The sequence below is a fragment of the Parapedobacter brassicae genome, from assembly GCF_051400755.1.
GTDB lineage: Bacteria > Bacteroidota > Bacteroidia > Sphingobacteriales > Sphingobacteriaceae > Parapedobacter.
The window spans coordinates 41495-60196 of the sequence record NZ_JBLFFL010000007.1; the positions used below are offsets into that span (position 1 = coordinate 41495).

General features: G+C 49.3%; 18 protein-coding genes and 2 tRNA genes. 6 read left to right on the forward strand and 14 right to left on the reverse strand.

Features of this window, described 5'->3' with window-relative positions; genetic code table 11:
• The first annotated feature begins 90 nt into the window (after positions 1-90).
• The 3 genes from mqnC (at position 91) to ACMGDE_RS16735 (ending at position 2078) form a co-directional block, all read left to right on the forward strand.
• Positions 91-1215: a cyclic dehypoxanthinyl futalosine synthase gene (gene mqnC / locus ACMGDE_RS16725; RefSeq protein WP_436833969.1), complete on the forward strand. Its 1125-nt coding sequence runs from the start codon at positions 91-93 to the stop codon at positions 1213-1215.
• Positions 1215-1790 carry an SMC-Scp complex subunit ScpB gene (scpB, locus tag ACMGDE_RS16730; protein ID WP_436833970.1) on the forward strand — a complete coding sequence of 192 codons (576 nt, stop codon included), beginning with the start codon at positions 1215-1217 and terminating at the stop codon, positions 1788-1790. The genes mqnC and scpB overlap by 1 nt, the downstream gene beginning before the upstream one ends.
• A gap of 102 nt (positions 1791-1892) precedes the next feature.
• Positions 1893-2078 (forward strand): hypothetical protein, encoded by a 186-nt coding sequence (locus ACMGDE_RS16735; protein ID WP_436833971.1) that lies wholly within the window; start codon positions 1893-1895, stop codon positions 2076-2078.
• 138 nt (positions 2079-2216) lie between these two features.
• Here ACMGDE_RS16735 and ACMGDE_RS16740 read toward each other — a convergent pair whose 3' ends face one another.
• The 9 genes from ACMGDE_RS16740 to pckA all read right to left on the reverse strand — a co-directional run bounded on the left by ACMGDE_RS16740 (position 2217) and on the right by pckA (position 10846).
• On the reverse strand, positions 2217-2552 hold the full coding sequence (locus tag ACMGDE_RS16740) for a helix-turn-helix domain-containing protein (protein WP_436833972.1): 336 nt from the start codon (positions 2550-2552) through the stop codon (positions 2217-2219).
• A gap of 99 nt (positions 2553-2651) precedes the next feature.
• Entirely contained in the window at positions 2652-4010 is a 1359-nt protein-coding gene (locus ACMGDE_RS16745; protein WP_436833973.1) for a UDP-N-acetylmuramate--L-alanine ligase, read from the reverse strand.
• A 2-nt stretch (positions 4011-4012) separates the two neighbouring features.
• A complete protein-coding gene (gene prmA, locus ACMGDE_RS16750; protein WP_436833974.1) occupies positions 4013-4855 on the reverse strand; it encodes a 50S ribosomal protein L11 methyltransferase in 843 nt (280 codons plus the stop codon).
• Positions 4852-5616 (reverse strand): triose-phosphate isomerase, encoded by a 765-nt coding sequence (gene tpiA / locus ACMGDE_RS16755; RefSeq protein ID WP_436833975.1) that lies wholly within the window; start codon positions 5614-5616, stop codon positions 4852-4854. Before tpiA ends, prmA begins: the two co-directional genes overlap by 4 nt.
• A 34-nt stretch (positions 5617-5650) precedes the next feature.
• A complete protein-coding gene (locus tag ACMGDE_RS16760; RefSeq protein WP_436833976.1) occupies positions 5651-6847 on the reverse strand; it encodes a putative sugar nucleotidyl transferase in 1197 nt (398 codons plus the stop codon).
• A gap of 72 nt (positions 6848-6919) precedes the next feature.
• Positions 6920-7168 (reverse strand): type B 50S ribosomal protein L31, encoded by a 249-nt coding sequence (locus ACMGDE_RS16765; protein ID WP_436833977.1) that lies wholly within the window; start codon positions 7166-7168, stop codon positions 6920-6922.
• A gap of 158 nt (positions 7169-7326) precedes the next feature.
• Complete coding sequence (locus ACMGDE_RS16770) at positions 7327-7974, reverse strand: carbohydrate-binding family 9-like protein (protein ID WP_436833978.1); 648 nt, start codon at positions 7972-7974, stop codon at positions 7327-7329.
• Positions 7971-9083 (reverse strand): phosphotransferase enzyme family protein, encoded by a 1113-nt coding sequence (locus tag ACMGDE_RS16775; protein ID WP_436833979.1) that lies wholly within the window; start codon positions 9081-9083, stop codon positions 7971-7973. The genes ACMGDE_RS16770 and ACMGDE_RS16775 overlap by 4 nt, the downstream gene beginning before the upstream one ends.
• Before the next feature lie 134 nt (positions 9084-9217).
• Positions 9218-10846: a phosphoenolpyruvate carboxykinase (ATP) gene (pckA, locus tag ACMGDE_RS16780; protein ID WP_436833980.1), complete on the reverse strand. Its 1629-nt coding sequence runs from the start codon at positions 10844-10846 to the stop codon at positions 9218-9220.
• 256 nt (positions 10847-11102) lie between these two features.
• Here pckA and ACMGDE_RS16785 point away from each other — a divergent pair, with 256 nt between their 5' ends.
• Positions 11103-11945 (forward strand): MBL fold metallo-hydrolase, encoded by an 843-nt coding sequence (locus ACMGDE_RS16785; protein ID WP_436833981.1) that lies wholly within the window; start codon positions 11103-11105, stop codon positions 11943-11945.
• A gap of 79 nt (positions 11946-12024) precedes the next feature.
• Here the strand turns inward: ACMGDE_RS16785 and ACMGDE_RS16790 are convergent, their stop codons facing one another.
• The 3 genes from ACMGDE_RS16790 to ACMGDE_RS16800 all read right to left on the reverse strand — a co-directional run bounded on the left by ACMGDE_RS16790 (position 12025) and on the right by ACMGDE_RS16800 (position 15422).
• Positions 12025-14295 carry an aconitate hydratase gene (locus tag ACMGDE_RS16790; protein ID WP_436833982.1) on the reverse strand — a complete coding sequence of 757 codons (2271 nt, stop codon included), beginning with the start codon at positions 14293-14295 and terminating at the stop codon, positions 12025-12027.
• A gap of 168 nt (positions 14296-14463) precedes the next feature.
• Positions 14464-15144 carry a ribulose-phosphate 3-epimerase gene (gene rpe, locus ACMGDE_RS16795; protein WP_436833983.1) on the reverse strand — a complete coding sequence of 227 codons (681 nt, stop codon included), beginning with the start codon at positions 15142-15144 and terminating at the stop codon, positions 14464-14466.
• Positions 15145-15212: 68 nt separating this feature from the next.
• A complete protein-coding gene (locus ACMGDE_RS16800) occupies positions 15213-15422 on the reverse strand; it encodes a hypothetical protein (RefSeq protein WP_436833984.1) in 210 nt (69 codons plus the stop codon).
• A 197-nt stretch (positions 15423-15619) separates the two neighbouring features.
• On the opposite strand from ACMGDE_RS16800, the gene ACMGDE_RS16805 reads away from it, so the two are divergent.
• Together ACMGDE_RS16805 and ACMGDE_RS16810 are read left to right on the forward strand one after the other, a co-directional pair.
• A complete protein-coding gene (locus ACMGDE_RS16805; RefSeq protein WP_436833985.1) occupies positions 15620-17761 on the forward strand; it encodes an HD family phosphohydrolase in 2142 nt (713 codons plus the stop codon).
• 78 nt (positions 17762-17839) lie between these two features.
• Positions 17840-17929 (forward strand) — tRNA-Ser (locus tag ACMGDE_RS16810).
• Positions 17930-18271: 342 nt separating this feature from the next.
• Here the strand turns inward: ACMGDE_RS16810 and ACMGDE_RS16815 are convergent.
• Positions 18272-18589, reverse strand: coding sequence for a HigA family addiction module antitoxin (locus tag ACMGDE_RS16815; protein ID WP_436834109.1), 318 nt, complete (start codon positions 18587-18589; stop codon positions 18272-18274).
• Positions 18541-18616: transfer RNA gene (locus tag ACMGDE_RS16820), tRNA-Lys, on the reverse strand. The genes ACMGDE_RS16815 and ACMGDE_RS16820 overlap by 49 nt, the downstream gene beginning before the upstream one ends.
• Positions 18617-18702: the final 86 nt, after the last annotated feature.

An 18702-nucleotide genomic window follows, 5' to 3' on the forward strand; every position in this document is an offset into this window, starting at 1 on the left:
AATTCGGTTACACATATGCAAGCGGGGTGCATAACATTTAGTCGCTTCGAAAACCTATTTGGTTTCTAAAAACTGCGTATCTTTGCGTTCATGAATGTTGCCAAATTGCTTAGCCGGGCGTTGGATTTTGAGTTTCTTTCGATTGACGAAGGAATTCAGTTGTATAACCATGCATCGATCGCAGACCTGTCTTATGTAGCGAATGAATTGCGCAAGATACAGGTCCCCCATGGCAAGGTGACGTGGCAGATCGATCGGAATGTCAATACGACCAATGTCTGCATCGCCAATTGCAAATTCTGCAATTTTTTTCGCAGGCCCGGGCATGAAGATAGCTACATCACCGATATCGAGACCTATAAACAAAAGATAGAAGAAACCTTTCGCTTCGGTGGCGACCAGCTGTTGCTTCAAGGCGGGCACCATCCCGATTTGGGATTAGCGTTTTACACCGACCTTTTTAAGGAATTAAAATCGTTGTACCCGACCCTCAAGCTGCATTCGCTCGGTCCACCGGAAATTGCCCACATCGCCAAACTGGAAGGCATGAGTCACATCGATGTGCTCCGTGCGCTGAAAGATGCAGGGCTGGATTCCTTGCCGGGCGCCGGCGCGGAGATCTTGAACGACCGGGTAAGGCGGCTCATCTCCAAAGGCAAATGCGGCGGTCAGGAATGGCTGGATGTCATGCGCGCAGCGCATCAAATCAATTTATCCACGTCTGCCACCATGATGTTTGGACACGTTGAAACATTGGCGGAACGATTTGAACATTTGGTATGGATACGGCAGGTGCAGGAAGAGCGCCCTGCGGCTTCCTATGGTTTTACCGCTTTCATCCCCTGGCCTTTCCAGGATGACGGCACCCTGCTCAAGCGCCTCCGTGGGATCACCAACGATGTCACCAGCGAAGAATACATCCGGATGATCGCGCTGAGCCGCATCATGTTGCCCAACATCAAGAACATCCAGGCTTCTTGGCTGACGGTTGGCAAGCAAGTGGCACAGCTCTGCCTGCATGCAGGCGCCAATGATTTTGGATCGATCATGATCGAAGAAAATGTGGTTTCGGCAGCTGGCGCACCGCATCGGTTTACCTCCAGATCCATCCAGGATGCAATCCGCGAAGCGGGATTCGAACCGCAGCTCCGCACCCAGAAATATGAATTCAGAGAGCTGCCCGAAATGATGGAAGAACAAGTGATCAACTATTAATGGCTACGGGGGATTTGGAAAGTTTGAGCCAACAGGTAGAAGCGCTTATCTACGCTTCGGAATACGGAATCGGGGTCACTGAACTCAAGCAGGTCCTCGAAGCGTCCATAGGCGACGAAATAGCCGAGACCGCCATACACGCAGCGCTGGAAGAAATCGCCGGGCGGTACCAACAGCAGGACCGGGTACTCGAACTGAAATCCATCAATAACGGATACCAGTTTTTGACCAAAGCATCCTACTATGCGACCATCAACCACCTGCAAGCGCACCGCGCGAAAAAGAAGCTCAGCCAAGCGGCGCTCGAAACGCTGGCAATCATTGCCTATCGCCAACCGATCACCAAACTGGAGATCGAACAGATCCGTGGCGTCAATTGTGATTATACGGTGCAGCGATTGCTGGAAAAGGAGCTGATCAAAATTGTCGGGAAAGCCGATACCTTGGGGAAACCCATCTTATATGGCACCAGCGACCTATTCATGGATCACTTCGGCATCAACAGCACGGCTGATTTGCCTAAGCTGAAAGAAATCGTGCAGGAGGGCAATACCATAGGCGAAATAGGCGAATAAGCAGCGGGATATATAGAAATATATTTTTTCTAAAAAAAATGTTTTGAAATCAAAATCTTGTTATTTTTATCTTATAAAAACAATACTTTATTAATGATGATTATGAAAACGCCAATGATGCACGACAATGATTTAGCGACTTTGGAGGATGACGTTTTGGTCACTTTTGATGGTGGGCCCGATGACGACGAGGATTCGGATGACCTTTTCGAGGATGAGGATAATTTCGAGTTAGATGAGTTTGACTCGTTGGATGAATTGGATGATTTTGATGACGACGATTATTGATCACTAATCCCTCATATTTGAAAATAAACATTACTTACCAGCATGATGATCGTAACGTTTATTTTCAGCACATCTACTATGATGAATAGTTACCATAGTAGATGTGTTATTGGCGCTCATGGTGCCGGATCGCATAAATTATTCTGGCTTTTTATGCAGTAGTTCGTAGAGTTCAATGACCTTCTTCTGCAATTCAATCACTTCCGCATCCCGCTCTTGCAGTTTCTTATTGGCCATTTCAAGCGCTGAAACATATGCTTTCTCCTCTTCCGAGTCGTTGGTAGCCAGCAATTGTACCACGGTCATCCCAAACAATCGTGATATCTGATCTAACCGGGACAGGTTGACATCCGTTATCCCGGTTTCTATTTTTGAAAAAGCCGGTATGGATATATCCAATCGCTTTGCAACGTCTTCCTGACTCCAGCCCTTTTGATGCCGTAGCAACCTGATTTTTTTTCCTAATGCATTCATTGGTGAGATGATCGTTTGACTAAAATGTAAGTAGTTGTAATATATTAAGTAGCTGTGTTATATAAACTGTAAATGTGGTGACACAAAATAGTTAAACTTCTATTTATACAAGAATTCATCAGCAAAATTAACAAGATTTATACCACCATAGCTCCCCGAGCTCATAAACAGTAGATTTTTACCATCAGGAGTCATCTCTTTCAGGTATTGTTTCATGCTTTCGATGTTGTGAAAATAAATCAGGTTAGGCTGGTTGAACGCCTTTTTCAGCGTATCTTCTGAAATCGCTTCCGCATTGAGCTGTTTTAACGCCTCTTGATTGATAAATACGGCCGGATATTCCGCTTCCCGCATGGTATCCCTGTATTCATTTAAGTAGGCTTCATTGAGGCTGCTGTACGTATGCAATTCGATGATGGCCACCAGTGCCTTTTCGGGAAATTGTTCTTTCAGCGCATGAATACTCGCTTTCAGCTTGGTGGGCGTATGCGCAAAATCCTGGTAGACGACACTGTCGTTATTACTCGCCACATATTCCAAGTGCCTTGAAGCGCCCTTAAAACCCTTGATGGCGGTGTAAAATGCTTCCCGCGCTACCCCCAGCCACTCACAGACCGTAAAGGCAGCGGCAATATTGGATAGGTTATGCTTGCCGAATACCTGCAATGGAATCTCCCCCATGTAGGTATGCATGTAGGTGATCCCTTTATTGATGGTATACTCCGGTGTTCGATAGCCATGCTTATTGATCTTGGATTGATCCTCCAAAACAAGCTCCTGCAACTTCTTGTCTTCTTTGTTGTATACCAATGTTCCCTTCGGCTCGATGGTTTTGATGAATAGCCTGAATTGGGTGACATAGTTTTCAAACGTCGGAAATACATTCACATGATCCCAGGCTACTCCGCTGATAAGCGCGATGTGGGGCCGATACAAATGGAATTTGGGACGTTGGTCAATCGGTGAGGCCAGGTACTCATCTCCCTCGATGACGACCAGCGGAGCATCTTTGGTGAGCCTTACCATGTATTCAAACTCGTCGAGCTTCGCCCCCACCAAATAATCAAAATCCCGTCCGATCGATTTCAATACATGCATGATCATGCTGGTAATGGTCGTTTTGCCGTGGCTACCACCAATTACCACGCGCGTTTTTTCTTTGGTCTGCTCGTAGATAAATTCGGGATAGGAATAAATACGCGTGCCGTTTTCCTGGGCTTTCAGCAGCTCAGGGTTATCCGCCTTGGCATGCATGCCCAGTACCACCGCGTCGATATCGGAAGTGATCCGTGCCGGATCCCAGCCCGGCTTCGGCAGCAACCCCTCCTTCGCGAGATTGGTGCGCGAGGGTTCGTAGATATGATCATCCGAGCCACTGACGATGTAACCTTTCTTGGCTAATGCAATAGCAAGGTTGTGCATGATGCTTCCGCCAATGGCAATAAAATGTACGCGCATAATTATCCCTTTTTTATCAATCGCGCAGCCACCCAACCCTCCTGCTCTCGATGGCTTTCGTAGACCAATCCATGCTGGGATGCGGCATTGACCAGCAATGCCAAATCCGCTCCGTCATAGAACCCACTGATATATAATATGCCTTCGGCTGTCAATGCCCGGGCATAACTGCCCATTTGTGACGATAAAATATTGCGGTTGATATTGGCCAATATCACGTCGAACCGCCGGTTGCCGATCAATTCGACCGAACCACATTGGGTTTCGATATCGTTTGCTCCATTTAAAACCTTATTTTCCTCCACACTGGCTACGCACACAGGGTCATTATCAATGGCTAATACCGTTGAGGCGCCTAATTTGGCTGCTAATATAGCCAATATACCGGTGCCGCATCCCATATCCAATACGGCTTGCCCCGCTAACGAGGTTTCCAGCAGGTAATGGATCATCAGCGACGTGGTTTGATGGTGACCCGTGCCGAATGCCATTTTGGGATCAATGATGATCTCATGGGGATATTCGGGTCGCGGCGCATGAAAGGTAGCCCGCACATAACACGCATCTCCAATGACGACCGGTTCAAAATTGCGTTCCCACACCTCGTTCCAATTCTGCGGCTGGATTTCACGCACCTCATACTGCACCTCAAACCCGACCGGTTGGTGGATCAGCAGCGACTCCAGCGACGACACGTCGAGCTGTTCGGAAGCAATGTACGCGGCAAAACCACTGTCCCGCGGTTCAAAGGTATCGAATCCCCTGTCGGCCAGCTGGTCGATCAACAGGTCCTGATGCCAGTCTTCGCCACCTTTACAGGTGAAAACCACTTCTGCATATTTCATGACAACACCTTCACGATATCGATGAAATCACGTGATTTCAAGGATGCTCCCCCGATGAGTCCACCATCGATATCGGCTTGCGAAAAAAGCGCGGGCGCATTTTGCGGATTACAGCTTCCACCATATAAGATCGTGGTGTCGTCGGCGATCGTTTCATTATAATGCGATGCCACCTCATTCCGGATGAACGCATGTACTTCCTGCGCCTGCTCGGGTGATGCTGTAAGACCTGTGCCGATCGCCCACACCGGCTCATAAGCCAACACCACCTTGCCGAACGCTTCGTTTGACAAGTGAAATACACCCGCTTCCAGCTGTTCCTTGATCACATCGAAATACCGGTCGGATTCACGCTCTTCCTGCGTTTCGCCGATACAAAAAATAGGGGTCAGGTCATGTTTCAACGCCGCATCAAGCTTTTTGCCCAGTAAATAATTATCTTCCTGAAAATATGCGCGGCGTTCAGAATGACCCAGAATCACAAAGGTTGCCCCTGTAGACGCCACCTGGCCAGCCGATACCTCGCCGGTATAGGCCCCCTTCTCCTCGAAATAAATATTCTGAGCGCCTATGGCTACGTGGGTCGCACCCTTCGCCAATTGGGCGATGCTGTGGAGGTGGATAAACGGGCTGCATACCACGACCTGTTGGTCGCCGATGACCTCATCCTTAGCCATGTTTACAATTTCAGAAAAAAGGCTTATCCCCTGCTGATAGTCGAGGTTCATTTTCCAGTTTCCGGCAACGATTTTCTTTCGCATGATGATTGATATTCTATTAAGGTTAAAATTTGTTTTAAAAGTTGCGATGTTTCTTCGTGATTTCAAATACCGCCGCCAACAGCCTTCTTTCCTGCTCATCGAAGGCGATGTTCCGTCGCTGGTACACCAAGTCGGCGGTCTCAAACAGTTTGTCCAGTTGATAGGCCGAGAAACCTGCGGGACCGGCCCACGCAAAATCGGGGATGAAGGCAGGCGGTGTACCCCCGCCGAAAATATTCGCCCCTACGCCCACCACCGTACCTGTATTGAATGCTGTGTTGATCGCGCACCGGACATGGTCTGCCATAACCATACCACAGAACTGCAACCCTGTATCGCGATACCCCATGCGACCATAGTCGTATAGCCGTACGGGTTTATAGTTATTCTTTAGATTCGAGTTGTTCGTGTCGGCTCCCCAATTACACCATTCGCCGATCACCGCACTTCCGAGGTAGCCTTCATGGCCTTTGGAAGACCGACCCCATATGACACAGGTATTCAACTCCCCGCCGACGCGAGAATACGGGCCTACCGTCACATTACTATATATCTTGGCTCCCATTTTTACCTGTGAACCTTCACACAATGCAAAAGATCCCCGAATCAGTGCCCCCTCCCATACTTCGCTGTTTTTGGCCAAGTAAATCGGACCGCGCGTGCTGTTGAATGTCGCGCATTCGGCACTGGCTCCCTCTTCTGCGAAGAACCTATTGCCTATAAAACGATTGCTATCCGATATTGTTGCCGACGATCTACCCTTGGTAAGCAATTCGAAATCGGAATTGATCTGTTGGCCGTTGTTGATGAATATATCTTCGGGATGATTGATCCGCACGATATCGTATTTATAGCTCACGGGCGAATAGTCGCCCGGCTCCGCCATGTCCAGCTGATCAACCGCCGCGCCATCGGTACGCAGGGCAATCACCTCCCCGCCCGCGATCAGCGCCTGTCCATTACCTAAGGCCGCTACCGCATCGCACAGCCGGCTATCCGGACAGCAATTGCCGCGGATCAGCAATACTTCCTCCGGCAATGACCCCAGCGGATACTTCTCTGCCAGGTAATCTTCGGTGAGGAATGTAAACGGAACGTCTAACCATTTCCCCCATTTTTCGGCGATCGTCAGTATACCTACGCGCAAATCAGCTACCGGGCGCGTCAACGCCAACGGATAAAGGCCTGTCCTCCAATCCATTTTGTCAAATAGCACGAGCTGCATAGGCATTCAATTAAAACGGCTAAAATAAAAAAGTCCCGATAAAATATCGGGACCAATGTCGATTATCTATTGATCAGCTTATTTCTTGTTGTAGCGACTGCGGAATTTATCGATACGTCCTGCGGTATCGACCAATTTCATTTTGCCGGTATAAAACGGGTGAGACGTGTGCGAAATTTCAAGCTTCACCAATGGATATTCATTCCCGTCTTCCCACGTAACGGTCTCTTTGGTGTCAATGCATGATTTGGTCAAGAAAGCGTAGTCGTTTGACATATCCTTGAACACCACTAACCTATAATTCGATGGATGCAAGTCTGTTTTCATTCGTTAATGATTTTGTCTTTTAATTGCCTCATGGAACCTGCATTTACATCGCCTTTTACGAAAGTCGCTGCCATGGCAGGTTTCATGTTATCTATGAGTTACTATATTCCTATTTGAGGGTGCAAAGATAGGTGATTCGAATTTAATTTCCAACTTATTTATGAAGAAAACAACAACTCACCGAAGCATTGCGGTAAATGAAAATTTGGTGTGGGATGGTCGATCCCATTCCACGACACAAAATGCGGCACTGGCAGGTCGTCTCCGCATTTATAGAAATTGCCTGTACACCGCCTTCCGGCCAGCGATGCGATCTGATGGGCGTCAAACACCGAAAACGGAATATTCAGCAGCAGCAGCCATTCGGCATCTGCACCCGCTTGCGCCACCGCTTCCATGCTGCTGTAGGTCTTCACTTTTTCAACGGTAGCGTTGGACAGCTGCCTGCGCGTATCGATGTCCGCGTCGCCAAAGCCAATGAGTCCGGTGCCTAAGCAGTTAAACTCCAGGTTATAATACCGCTGGCCCTCAAACGACAGGAAAAACTCTACGCAGCTATCCTTATAAACGGGGTCATTGGTATTCCGGTACTCCGCTTTGATATGCTGTTCCCTGACCCGATATTCCAACAGCAGGCTATCCACGGTATGGGCGATCCTGAACGTTACCGATGGCTTATATGGAAAATCGGGCCACGGCACCTCTTCCAGTTCATTAGCGTGCACGGTACCCAGCGCCATCAATGCTTCGTTGGCCGACGTGCGGTAGTGGACGTGCTTCAAAAACGGAACGACCAGTGTATTCATTTGTATTGGTTAATGATCGCGCGCAATTCCGATTCATGCTCTTCGAGCTGCTCCACCAACCGACGCTGTGCCCGGGTACGCTGCAGGTTGTGATCAGCATGCTGAATTTTATAATAATGGTCACCTTCCAGAAAATCGGTCAGAAACCGTACCGCTTGCATATAGGGCAATAATAGGACGCCCTCGATCAAGGAATCAATCTCCTGAGGTGTTAAAAAAGAATGTGCTTCTTCAAAATACCCTTCCGCATAGGCTTCAAACAAAGGTATGTTTAATGTTATCCGATCCAAATCGGCTTCGTCTTCCGCGGCAGTATTGATGATCGTGCGGATGGCATCGCCGAAATCATATGCCACGTATCCCGGCATCACGGTATCCAAATCAATCACACATTGTGATCGATCCTGTGCATCCAACAACACATTATTGAATTTCGTATCATTATGGGTGATGCGCACAGGCAACTGTCCCTTCGCCGCCAGATCCAATATGGTGCACATGCGTTTTTCCCGCTGCCTCACAAAGGCCAATTCCTCAGCCACCCGGCTGACGCGATTGACCGTGTCTGCCGCAACAGCCTGATGCAGCGTCTGCAACCGCTTCCCGATGTGGAGAAAGTCAGGCAATACCTCGTGGACAAGCCCGACATCCAAATCGGAAAGCAATCGCTGAAACTGTCCGAACGCGCGCCCCCCCTCCTTCGCCTGTTGGGGAGTTTCTACGATGTCGTAGCTCCGTGTGTTCGCCAGCAGAATGAACATCCGCCAAAAATTGCCCGCTTCATCTTGATAAAAAGACGCCCCTGTCTTTGTCGGGATCAGCGTCAACACCCGCTCTTCCAACTGCTGCTCACCGGCGAAGGCACCCTTATATTTTTCTTTAAGATGCCGGGTTACCAGCTCTATATTTTGCATCACCGCCGGCACATCCCGAAAGACGTGATGGTTTACCCGTTGGAGCAAATAATCTTTTGATGCTGGGCCGGTCTGCACACGATAGGTATCGTTGATATGTCCCGATCCGAATGGCGAAACATTGGCGATATCGCCGTCGATAACAAACTTACTTGCAAACGTCGCGAGCTGTTTTGGGTTAACGTTATAATTCATACAGAAAATAGGACATATGGCCTTCCGCCTTCAAAATGACACGCAATATGCAAATTCGTCCGTTAATTATAACAGGATTCCGTCAAACAATCGTTTGCGTTATTTTAAAAAAATCAATCAATCGATTGCATTCCCTAACGTGACGAATCGGTTTCCATTCCGCTTTCCAGGGTTGCGGGCGACGCATCCAATACGTCATTACTCACCTCCTTTTCAAACCTCCTGAAATTTTCAACGAAAAGCTTCGCCAACTGGTTTGCTTGGGCGTAATAGGCACTTTCGTCAGACCACATCTGTACGGGATCCAGTACCTGATCGGGCACGTCTGGGCAACTCATAGGATACCGTAGCCCAAATACCGGATGCGTTTGAAAGGTCGATTCCTGCAGATCCCCGTTCAGCGCCGCTTTGATGATCGATCGGGTATAGTGGAGTTTGATCCGCCGTCCGATGCCGAACGGACCAGCGATCCACCCGGTATTGACCAACCATACATTGATCTTTCCACCCCTTAATTTTTCTCGCAGCAACTCGGCATAATATGCGGGGTGCAGCGGCAAAAATGCCTCGCCGAAACAAGCGGAAAAAACCGCCTTAGGCTCCGTGACACCCACCTCCGTACCGGCAACCTTGGCCGTGTATCCCGAAATAAAATGATACATGGCCTGTGTGGGGGACAGCCGCGACACCGGAGGAAGTACACCAAATGCGTCAGCCGTCAGAAAGAAAATATCGTTCGGCGCTCCTGCCCTGCCCGAAGCGACGCTGTGCGCCACGTGGTGAAGCGGATAGGCCACCCGGGTGTTTTCCGTCTTCGATCCATCTCGGTAATCCGGCATGCGCGTCCCGGAAAAAAAATTGATATTTTCAACCAGGGCCCCGAACCGGATGGCGCGGAAAATCTCCGGTTCATGGCGCGCGTCAAGACCGATGCACTTGGCATAGCAGCCGCCTTCGAAGTTGAACACCCCCTTATCGTCCCAACCGTGTTCATCATCTCCTATCAACAGCCGATCGTGGTCGGCCGACAGCGTGGTCTTTCCAGTTCCCGATAGACCGAAGAAGAGTGCGGTATGCCCGCGGTCATCCGTATTGGCCGAGCAGTGCATGGAAAGCACACGCTTTTGAAGCGGGAGCAAGTAGTTCATGACGGAAAAAATGCTTTTCTTGATCTCTCCGGTATAGCCGGTCCCGGCAATCAAAACCACCTGGCGGGTGAAGTTGATGATCACGAAATTGGGACCATGCAGCCCGTATTGCTCCGGATGCTGGCAGGTATACCCCGGTACCGCCAATATCGACCAAGCCGGACGGGCCGTTGGGTCAGGTGAAGCCGGCCGGATGAATAAATTATGGACGAAGATATTCTGATACGAAGTCTCGGTGATGGTTCGGACACCGACACAATAATCACGGTCCGCGCCGATACTGGCATCGTGGACAAAGACATCCTTACCGCTGAAATATGCCCCCACTTCCTCAAACAAGTAGTCAAACGAGGCGGCATCGATCGGTTGGTTGATGGCTCCCCACCAAACCGTATGTTCGGTCAGGGCATCTCGAACAATGAACCGATCCTGCGGTGTACGCCCCGTAAACCGCCCAGTATCGACGGCCAGTGCGCCCGTATCGGTGAGGTTACCCTCCCGATTGACGATCGCGTGCTCCACCAATTCGGCCACGTTCTTTTGATAGTGTATCTTTTCATGGTTCCGAATAAATAGATACGTCAGGTCAGGAACTAGTTTTTTTGAATCATTCATAGCAATTAGGATATATTTTACGCCATTAACGCCGCAAAGGTAGGGATTGAAAATGGACATTATCAATCAAAATACACTGAAAATCAATGTATTGTCATATATACACTAAGTCAACCAACTGTAACACAAGACCGTTTATCGTTTTAGCCTTTTTTGAAAAAAAACGGCTCCACGCAGGGATTCCGAATACGCAGTTGTATTTCCGGTTATTGCTTGCATTTCCTATCTTTAGCAGTTGACCAAAGAAGACGAAACGATGAACTTATATACGATTGATACCGGATTTTTCAAACTCGACGGCGGATCCATGTTCGGCGTAGTACCCAAATCCATCTGGCAGCGCACCAATCCCGCCGATGAGCGAAACATGTGCACCTGGGCCACCCGGCTCTTGCTCATCGAAGACGGCGATCGGCTCATTCTGGTCGATACCGCATTGGGTGACAAGCAAAATGAAAAATTTTTCAGCCATTACTACCGTCACGGCGAGGCCACAGTAGACAGTTCCCTCGCAGCACATGGTTTCCATCGCGACGATGTGACGGACGTGTTCATTACGCACCTCCATTTTGACCATGTGGGAGGTGCCATCGTACGGGACGGCGGCCGATTGGTTCCGGCCTTCAAAAACGCGACCTATTGGAGCAATGAACAACACTGGGATTGGGCATTGTTCCCAAACCATCGGGAGAAACCCTCGTTCTTACAGGAAAACATCATGCCCATCTATGAAAGCGGGCAGCTCCGCTTCATTGACATCGAAGACGGTATTCGATTCTCCGAAAACATGACCGTCCGCTTTGCTTATGGCCATACCGATGCGATGATGATGCCCCAGATTAATTACAACGGCAGGACCTTGCTCTACATGGCTGATCTGCTCCCGTCAGTCGGACATATCCCGTTGCCTTACGTGATGAGCTATGATGTCAGGCCGCTGATTACGATGGAGGAGCGCAAGAATTATTGGCAGGAGGCGGTTGACCATGATTATGCCCTGTTTCTGGAGCACGACCCCATAAACGAGTGCTGCACCGTACAGCTCACTGATAAGGGTTACCGTTTGAAAGACACCTTTTCACTGAATGAATGGCTATAAAAGCAATTTTATTCAAATGAAAAAAGCCGCTCCGGATTACCGGAAACGGCTTTTATCGTTTAGTTAGCAGCGTAGCCTATTATGCCGAAGCCAGGCTTTGGCGGATGATATTCAATGCGCCCCCCGCCTTAAACCAGCCGATCTGCTGGTCGTTGTAGCTATGATTTACCCTGATTTCATCCACCGCGCCATCGGCATGGCGAATGATCAAGGTAAGCGGTTTATTCGGCGAAAATTCAGTAAGCCCCACGATATCGAACGTGTCATCTTCCTGGATCTTAGTATAATCTTCCTTATCCGCGAAGGTCAATGCCAGCATCCCCTGCTTTTTCAGGTTGGTTTCGTGTATGCGGGCAAATGATTTGACCAATACCGCGCGAACGCCTAAGTGGCGGGGTTCCATTGCCGCATGTTCGCGTGATGAGCCTTCGCCATAATTCTCATCGCCGACCACGATCGTGCCTATTCCAGCTGCTTTGTAATCCCGCTGGGTGGCCGGTACGGGACCATAGGCACCCGTCAACTGATTTTTTACATTGTCTGTTTTTTCATTGAAGAAGTTGACGGCGCCGATAAGCAGGTTATTCGAAATATTATCCAGGTGCCCGCGGTATTTAAGCCAGGGGCCAGCCATCGAAATATGGTCGGTCGTACATTTGCCTTTCGCTTTGATCAGCAGCCTCAACCCCTTGAGATCGGTACCTTCCCATGCTGCGAACGGGTCGAGCAACTGCAGGCGGTCCGACGTCGGCGATACTGCTACAGACACATGGCTTCCATCTGCCGCTGGCGCCTGATAACCAGGATCTTCCACGTCAAACCCTTTTTGAGGGAGTTCGTCCCCTACCGGCGGATCCAATTTCACCGCCTCGCCCTTATCATTCACCAACGTATCGGTGATCGGATTGAATGACAGATCTCCTGAGATAGCGATGGCGGCTACCAACTCCGGTGAAGCCACAAAGGCGTAGGTATTCGGGTTGCCGTCTGCCCGCTTGGCAAAATTGCGGTTGAAGGAGTGCACGATGGTGTTTTTTTCCGCCTTTTCAGCGCCTACGCGCGCCCACATACCGATACACGGACCACAAGCATTGGTAAAGATGGTCGCATCCAGGTCTGTGAACGTATCCAGCAAGCCATCCCGCTCGGCGGTATACCGCACCTGCTCAGAACCTGGATTGATACCGAATTCGGCCTTCGTCACCAGCCCTTTTTCTACGGCTTGCTTCGCGATAGAGGCGGCACGGGACAAATCCTCGTATGACGAGTTGGTACACGATCCGATCAAGCCCCATTCCACTTTTAAGGGCCAACCATTCTTGGCTGCTTCTTCTTTCATCTTAGATACGGGTGTGGCCAAGTCCGGTGTGAATGGACCATTCAGGTGCGGTTCCAGTTCAGAGAGATTTATTTCAATCACTTGATCAAAATACTTTTCGGGGTCGGCATACACCTCGGGATCTGCTGTCAAGTGTGCTTTAATCGCATTGGCGGCATCCGCTACCTCGGCGCGATCGGTCGCACGGAGGTAGCGTTCCATCGACTCGTCATAGCCAAATGTAGAGGTGGTGGCCCCTATCTCGGCCCCCATGTTGCAGATCGTGCCTTTACCGGTGCACGACATCGACCGGGCACCTTCGCCGAAGTATTCGACAATGCAGCCGGTGCCGCCCTTTACGGTCAGGATACCCGCAACCTTCAGGATCACATCCTTGGGCGCCGTCCAGCCGTTGAGTTTGCCGGTCAGTTTGACGCCGATCAGCTTCGGGAATTTGAGCTCCCACGGCAATCCTGCCATCACATCACAGGCATCCGCACCGCCTACCCCAATGGCCAGCATACCCAAGCCGCCTGCATTGACCGTATGCGAATCCGTGCCGATCATCATGCCACCTGGAAAGGCGTAGTTTTCCAACACCACCTGATGGATGATCCCAGCACCTGGCTTCCAAAAACCGATGCCATACTTATTCGATACCGACGCAAGGAAATCAAACACCTCCTTACTCTCTGTCGTCGCCACCGCCAAATCCTGCTCCGCACCTTCCTTCGCGCGGATCAAGTGATCACAATGCACGGTGGATGGAACGGCTACCCGCGGCCGTCCCGCTTGCATGAACTGCAGCAGCGCCATCTGCGCCGTGGCATCCTGCATGGCCACGCGGTCGGGCGCAAAATCCACATAAGAATCCCCGCGTTGGTACGCCTCGGCAGGGTTGCCATCCCACAAGTGGGTGTATAGAATCTTTTCTGTCAGTGTCAACGGTTTATTCACCACCGTACGGGCAGCGGCAATCCGCTCCTCGTATCGGGCATAAACCCGCTTAATCATGTCAATATCAAATGCCATTTATCAAGTATATTTATATTTATTAAACGAAAAGAGGCAAACAACGGGCGATCGCATGCCGTTATTTTAAAATTGTTGCGAATTTACGAAAAAAACAAGTTAGAACGAGGGTTGATGTCCCGCCTATCCAATTTGGAAATATTCTAAACAGCGCTGCTGATGCGATTGTCAAACAGAAATCAAATCGGGCGAAATGTGTTTCAGCTCTGCAATAGTGTGAATCGGGTTCTTGGCCGCGAAGATGGAATTGCCGGCCACCAATACATCAGCGCCTGCTTTCAATAAGGCCAACGCATTATGGCTGCTCACACCACCGTCAATCTCAATCAACACATTATCATTCCTTCCGGCCGCCAGCGCCCGCAACTCCTTTATTTTGCGATAGGTTGCCTCGATAAACTGCTGCCCTCCGAAACCCGGATTCACCGACATGAGCAATACCAGATCCACGTCTTCAATGATCTCATGGAGATGCGAAATGGGTGTGCTCGGATTGATGGCTACACCGGCCGTGCAACCCAATTCCCTGATGGCATGCACCGTACGATTAAGGTGCGTACAAGCTTCTAGATGTACGGTAATGTTATCGGCGCCGATATCCTTGAGCTGTTGCAGATACCGATCAGGGTCGACGATCATCAGGTGTACGTCCAAGGGTTTCTTTGCGTAGTGGGCTATTGATGATAATACCGGAAAGCCGAACGAAATATTAGGCACAAAGACACCATCCATGATATCAAGATGAAACCAGTCGGCTACACTTTGATTAACCATGACAATGTCATCATACAAATGGGCAAAATCTGCAGATAATACGGAAGGAGCAACGAGGTGTCTGCGTTTTGACATGGGCCTTTTTTTTCACAAAGGTAACGAATTGCTCTTAATTCTTTACCAAGCAAAACACCAGATCAGGATCATTTGTCTGCAAGAAAATCGAAGCGCTCACCTAATTCGGAAGCGTATTTGCTGGCAAAATCCTCTTCATTGGAATAGGCTTCTTCCTGAAGCAGGGCGCCGCTGAATAGCCTGGTGAGCAACGCGCGTACCATCGGGTATTCAAATTCCGCTTTATTCAATGTAATCAGATAAGCGTTGTCTGTAATTTCAATACTTGATTTTGACATCACGGATTCCATTTTTTCCTCGATAAAGCTAATACCTAAAAAATAAGCCAGTGTTAACAGCAATTTATCATACTGTTAAAAACACCGATCATCCAAAATCCGTATTGCAGGTGTTTTCGTACCTTTGCCACCAGTAATTTGCTGTTCCTTTCAAAACAGAAAAGATTTTTAGTAAGTTTGGGATAAAATACGATCACGTGGCGAGGTTAAAAATAAAATACAAATCAGCGAATACGAGCGGCAGCTATGGTTTCCTGTTCAAGTTCGGGATGATACTGGCCAGTATTGTATTGATTACCCTGTTCCTACCGAAGCAGCCGCGTTTCCGGTATGAATTCGAAAAGGGCAAAGTATGGATGCATGAAGATCTGATATCACCCTACAATTTCGCCGTTTTAAAAACCCAGGCAGAACTCGAAAAAGACCGCGCAAACGTACTGAAGTCCATCCATCCCATTTATGATTACAACACCCAAATAGCTGAGCAGCAAATTAGCCAATTTGAGGCTGATCTGCCCGAAAAATGGCAAACGGGAGGTCTGGATACCCTGGAGCAACGGCTGAGTACCTACGAGCAAGTCGGCGTGCAATTACTGACCGATATTTACAACCGGGGCGTCATTGCGCTGAACAACAAGTTTCAGGGCGACCGGACCCATTACAATTTCACCTTGCTGACCGATAATGTTGCGAAACAGTTGAATACGGCCAATGCATTCACCACGGAAACCGCGCGTGAGTACATGAGCAAGGTGATCGGCAACCGGTCGGCGATTAAGCAGCCCGAATGGTTTATTGATGTATTGAACAACTACATCACCGTCAATTATCTGTTTAACGAATCGCTTACCGCCAAATTAGAAGAAGACGCGTTAGCCAGCATTTCGACCACCCGGGGCATGGTGCAACGCGGGGAGCTCATCGTGGCAAACGGAACCACCATCAATAACGAAGTATATCAAAAAATCGAGTCCCTGCGGAAAGCCTATGAAGAAGAGGCCCGTCTCGGAGGCAACCGCCTGCTGGTCATGCTCGGGCAGTTTTTCATCGTTGCGCTGATCGTGTCGCTGCTGTTCGTGTTCATTTTCCTTTTCCGCAAAGACATTTATCACAACAACCGGTTGATCTTCCTCATCTTAATCGTCATCACAGGCATGTTGCTCGTATTGTCTTGGGCGCTTAAAATTGGACTTCCAAGCCTATATTACATCCCCTATTGCATCGTCCCGATCATTATCCGGATACTTTTCGATACCCGCCTGGCGCTCAACATCCATTTGCTGATGGTTTTGCTCGCCGCGTTTTTCGTGCCCAACAGCTTTGAGTTTGTTTTCCTGCAATTTTCCGCAGGTATGGTAGCCATATACAGCATCAAAACCCTTGTCAAGCGAGAACAGTTCCTCATCTCATCGGCCATTATTTTGGGCACCTATTTGGTTGCCTACATCGGGATGGGCCTTATGCGAGACGGATCGTTTACCAACCTCTATTGGGCAGATATCGCACCCTTTGTATTCAGCGTATTGCTGACCCTGCTGGCCTATCCGCTTATCTACGCATTCGAGCGGCTATTCGGCATCATTTCAGATGTGACGTTGATGGAACTCACCAACAGCAATTCAAAGCTGCTGCGCGAACTCTCCTACAAAGCACCCGGCACCTTCCAGCATTCCATGCAGGTGGCCAACCTGGCGGAGGCCGCCATCTACAAAATCGGCGGCAATACCCTGCTCGTACGGGCCGGTGCCCTGTATCACGACATCGGCAAGATGTCAAACCCCCAATACTTTATCGAAAACCAGACCAAAGGGTACAACCCACATGACGGACTCTCCTTCGAGCAAAGCGCACAGATCATCATTTCGCATGTGGTCAAGGGTGTGGAGTTGGCGAAAAAGCACCAGTTGCCCGAAGTCATCATTGATTTTATCCGTACCCACCATGGCACCACGCGGGTAGACTATTTCTACCAGTCCTATATCAAATCCTTTCCGGAGAAATTCGTGGATGAAGACGTATTCCACTATCCCGGCCCCATCCCTTTTTCGCGGGAGACCGCCGTACTCATGATGGCCGACTCGGTCGAGGCCGCTTCCAGAAGCCTGAAAGAACCGACTTCACAGAGCCTCAATGACCTGGTGGATAAAATCGTCGAATCCAAACTGAGCCAAAAGCAATTGATCAACAGCAACATCACCCTCAAAGACATCACGATGATCAGCGAAATCTTCAAAGACATGCTCAAAAGCATCTACCACGTGCGGATTGACTATGACACCAGCAAAAAGAGCAATGTTGCACAAAAAGCAGATATCGAGAGCGCACAGCACATGGGCTAATCAGGCTCAGAAATGTTTTTTTTCATCTAGAGGTTTTTCAAAATTCGTTTTTTTGTAGTACGTTTGCACTCGCAAAACGGTGAGGTGCCTGAGTGGCCGAAAGGAACAGTTTGCTAAACTGTCGTACTGGAAACGGTACCGAGGGTTCGAATCCCTCCCTCACCGCCAACGCAACAGCAAGCCCCGCAATAGCGGGGTTTTGTTGTTTAATACGGCGAGCCAAGCTTGCTTGCGCGAGTCGGATTAAACAACAAACAGCGTGCGCAGCACGTTGGCTTGCTGTTGCGTTGAAGCCTCCCCCTATGGGATCACCGAGCGTAGCGAGGTAATCCCAAGCTTGCTTGAGCGAGTCGGATTAAACAACAAACAGCGTGCGCAGCACGTTGGTTTGCTGTTGCGTTGAAGCCTCCCCCAAAGGAAAACCGGAGGCGACGGAGGAGCCGTAGGTAATCCCTTGGAAAAAGGAGTGAAACTCCCCCTATGGGATCACCGAGCGTAGCGAGGTAATCCTTATACAAACACCACTTGTTTAATATTCTCGAACTCTTCTTCCTTTTCGTCCAGCGTGGTACGGATATCGTAATCATCCTGGATGCCGAGCCAGAATTTCACGGAGTTACCAAAAAAGCGGCTTAGCCGTATTGCTGTATCCGCAGTAATACGGCGTTGACCCTTTATAATTTGGGACACGCGGGTTTGAGGTATGCCGGTATCCTTAGCCAAACGATAGGAGCGTGTTTCTATCTTAACGACGAAAGCCCCAGCTTTCGCTGAGGCTTTGGTGACCCCGGACAGGTTCGAACTGTCGACCCACTGATTAAGAGTCAGTTGCTCTACCAGCTGAGCTACGGAGTCTGACAGATGGTGGATATTGATAAATCCGGTGCAAATATATAAAAATATGTCTTATCCAGCACCAAAATATCAAACAATCCTGAATA

Coding starts and splice junctions, on each gene's coding strand:
- ACMGDE_RS16745 (WP_436833973.1), bottom strand. CDS start 4,010: ATGCGCGTACATTTTATTGCCATTGGCGGAAGCATCATGCACAACCTT.
- ACMGDE_RS16770 (WP_436833978.1), bottom strand. CDS start 7,974: ATGAATACACTGGTCGTTCCGTTTTTGAAGCACGTCCACTACCGCACG.
- pckA (WP_436833980.1), bottom strand. CDS start 10,846: ATGAATGATTCAAAAAAACTAGTTCCTGACCTGACGTATCTATTTATT.
- prmA (WP_436833974.1), bottom strand. CDS start 4,855: ATGAAATATGCAGAAGTGGTTTTCACCTGTAAAGGTGGCGAAGACTGG.
- ACMGDE_RS16765 (WP_436833977.1), bottom strand. CDS start 7,168: ATGAAAACAGACTTGCATCCATCGAATTATAGGTTAGTGGTGTTCAAG.
- ACMGDE_RS16790 (WP_436833982.1), bottom strand. CDS start 14,295: ATGGCATTTGATATTGACATGATTAAGCGGGTTTATGCCCGATACGAG.
- ACMGDE_RS16785 (WP_436833981.1), top strand. CDS start 11,103: ATGAACTTATATACGATTGATACCGGATTTTTCAAACTCGACGGCGGA.
- ACMGDE_RS16760 (WP_436833976.1), bottom strand. CDS start 6,847: ATGCCTATGCAGCTCGTGCTATTTGACAAAATGGATTGGAGGACAGGC.
- ACMGDE_RS16800 (WP_436833984.1), bottom strand. CDS start 15,422: ATGTCAAAATCAAGTATTGAAATTACAGACAACGCTTATCTGATTACA.
- ACMGDE_RS16740 (WP_436833972.1), bottom strand. CDS start 2,552: ATGAATGCATTAGGAAAAAAAATCAGGTTGCTACGGCATCAAAAGGGC.
- tpiA (WP_436833975.1), bottom strand. CDS start 5,616: ATGCGAAAGAAAATCGTTGCCGGAAACTGGAAAATGAACCTCGACTAT.
- ACMGDE_RS16735 (WP_436833971.1), top strand. CDS start 1,893: ATGAAAACGCCAATGATGCACGACAATGATTTAGCGACTTTGGAGGAT.
- mqnC (WP_436833969.1), top strand. CDS start 91: ATGAATGTTGCCAAATTGCTTAGCCGGGCGTTGGATTTTGAGTTTCTT.
- rpe (WP_436833983.1), bottom strand. CDS start 15,144: ATGTCAAAACGCAGACACCTCGTTGCTCCTTCCGTATTATCTGCAGAT.
- ACMGDE_RS16775 (WP_436833979.1), bottom strand. CDS start 9,083: ATGAATTATAACGTTAACCCAAAACAGCTCGCGACGTTTGCAAGTAAG.
- scpB (WP_436833970.1), top strand. CDS start 1,215: ATGGCTACGGGGGATTTGGAAAGTTTGAGCCAACAGGTAGAAGCGCTT.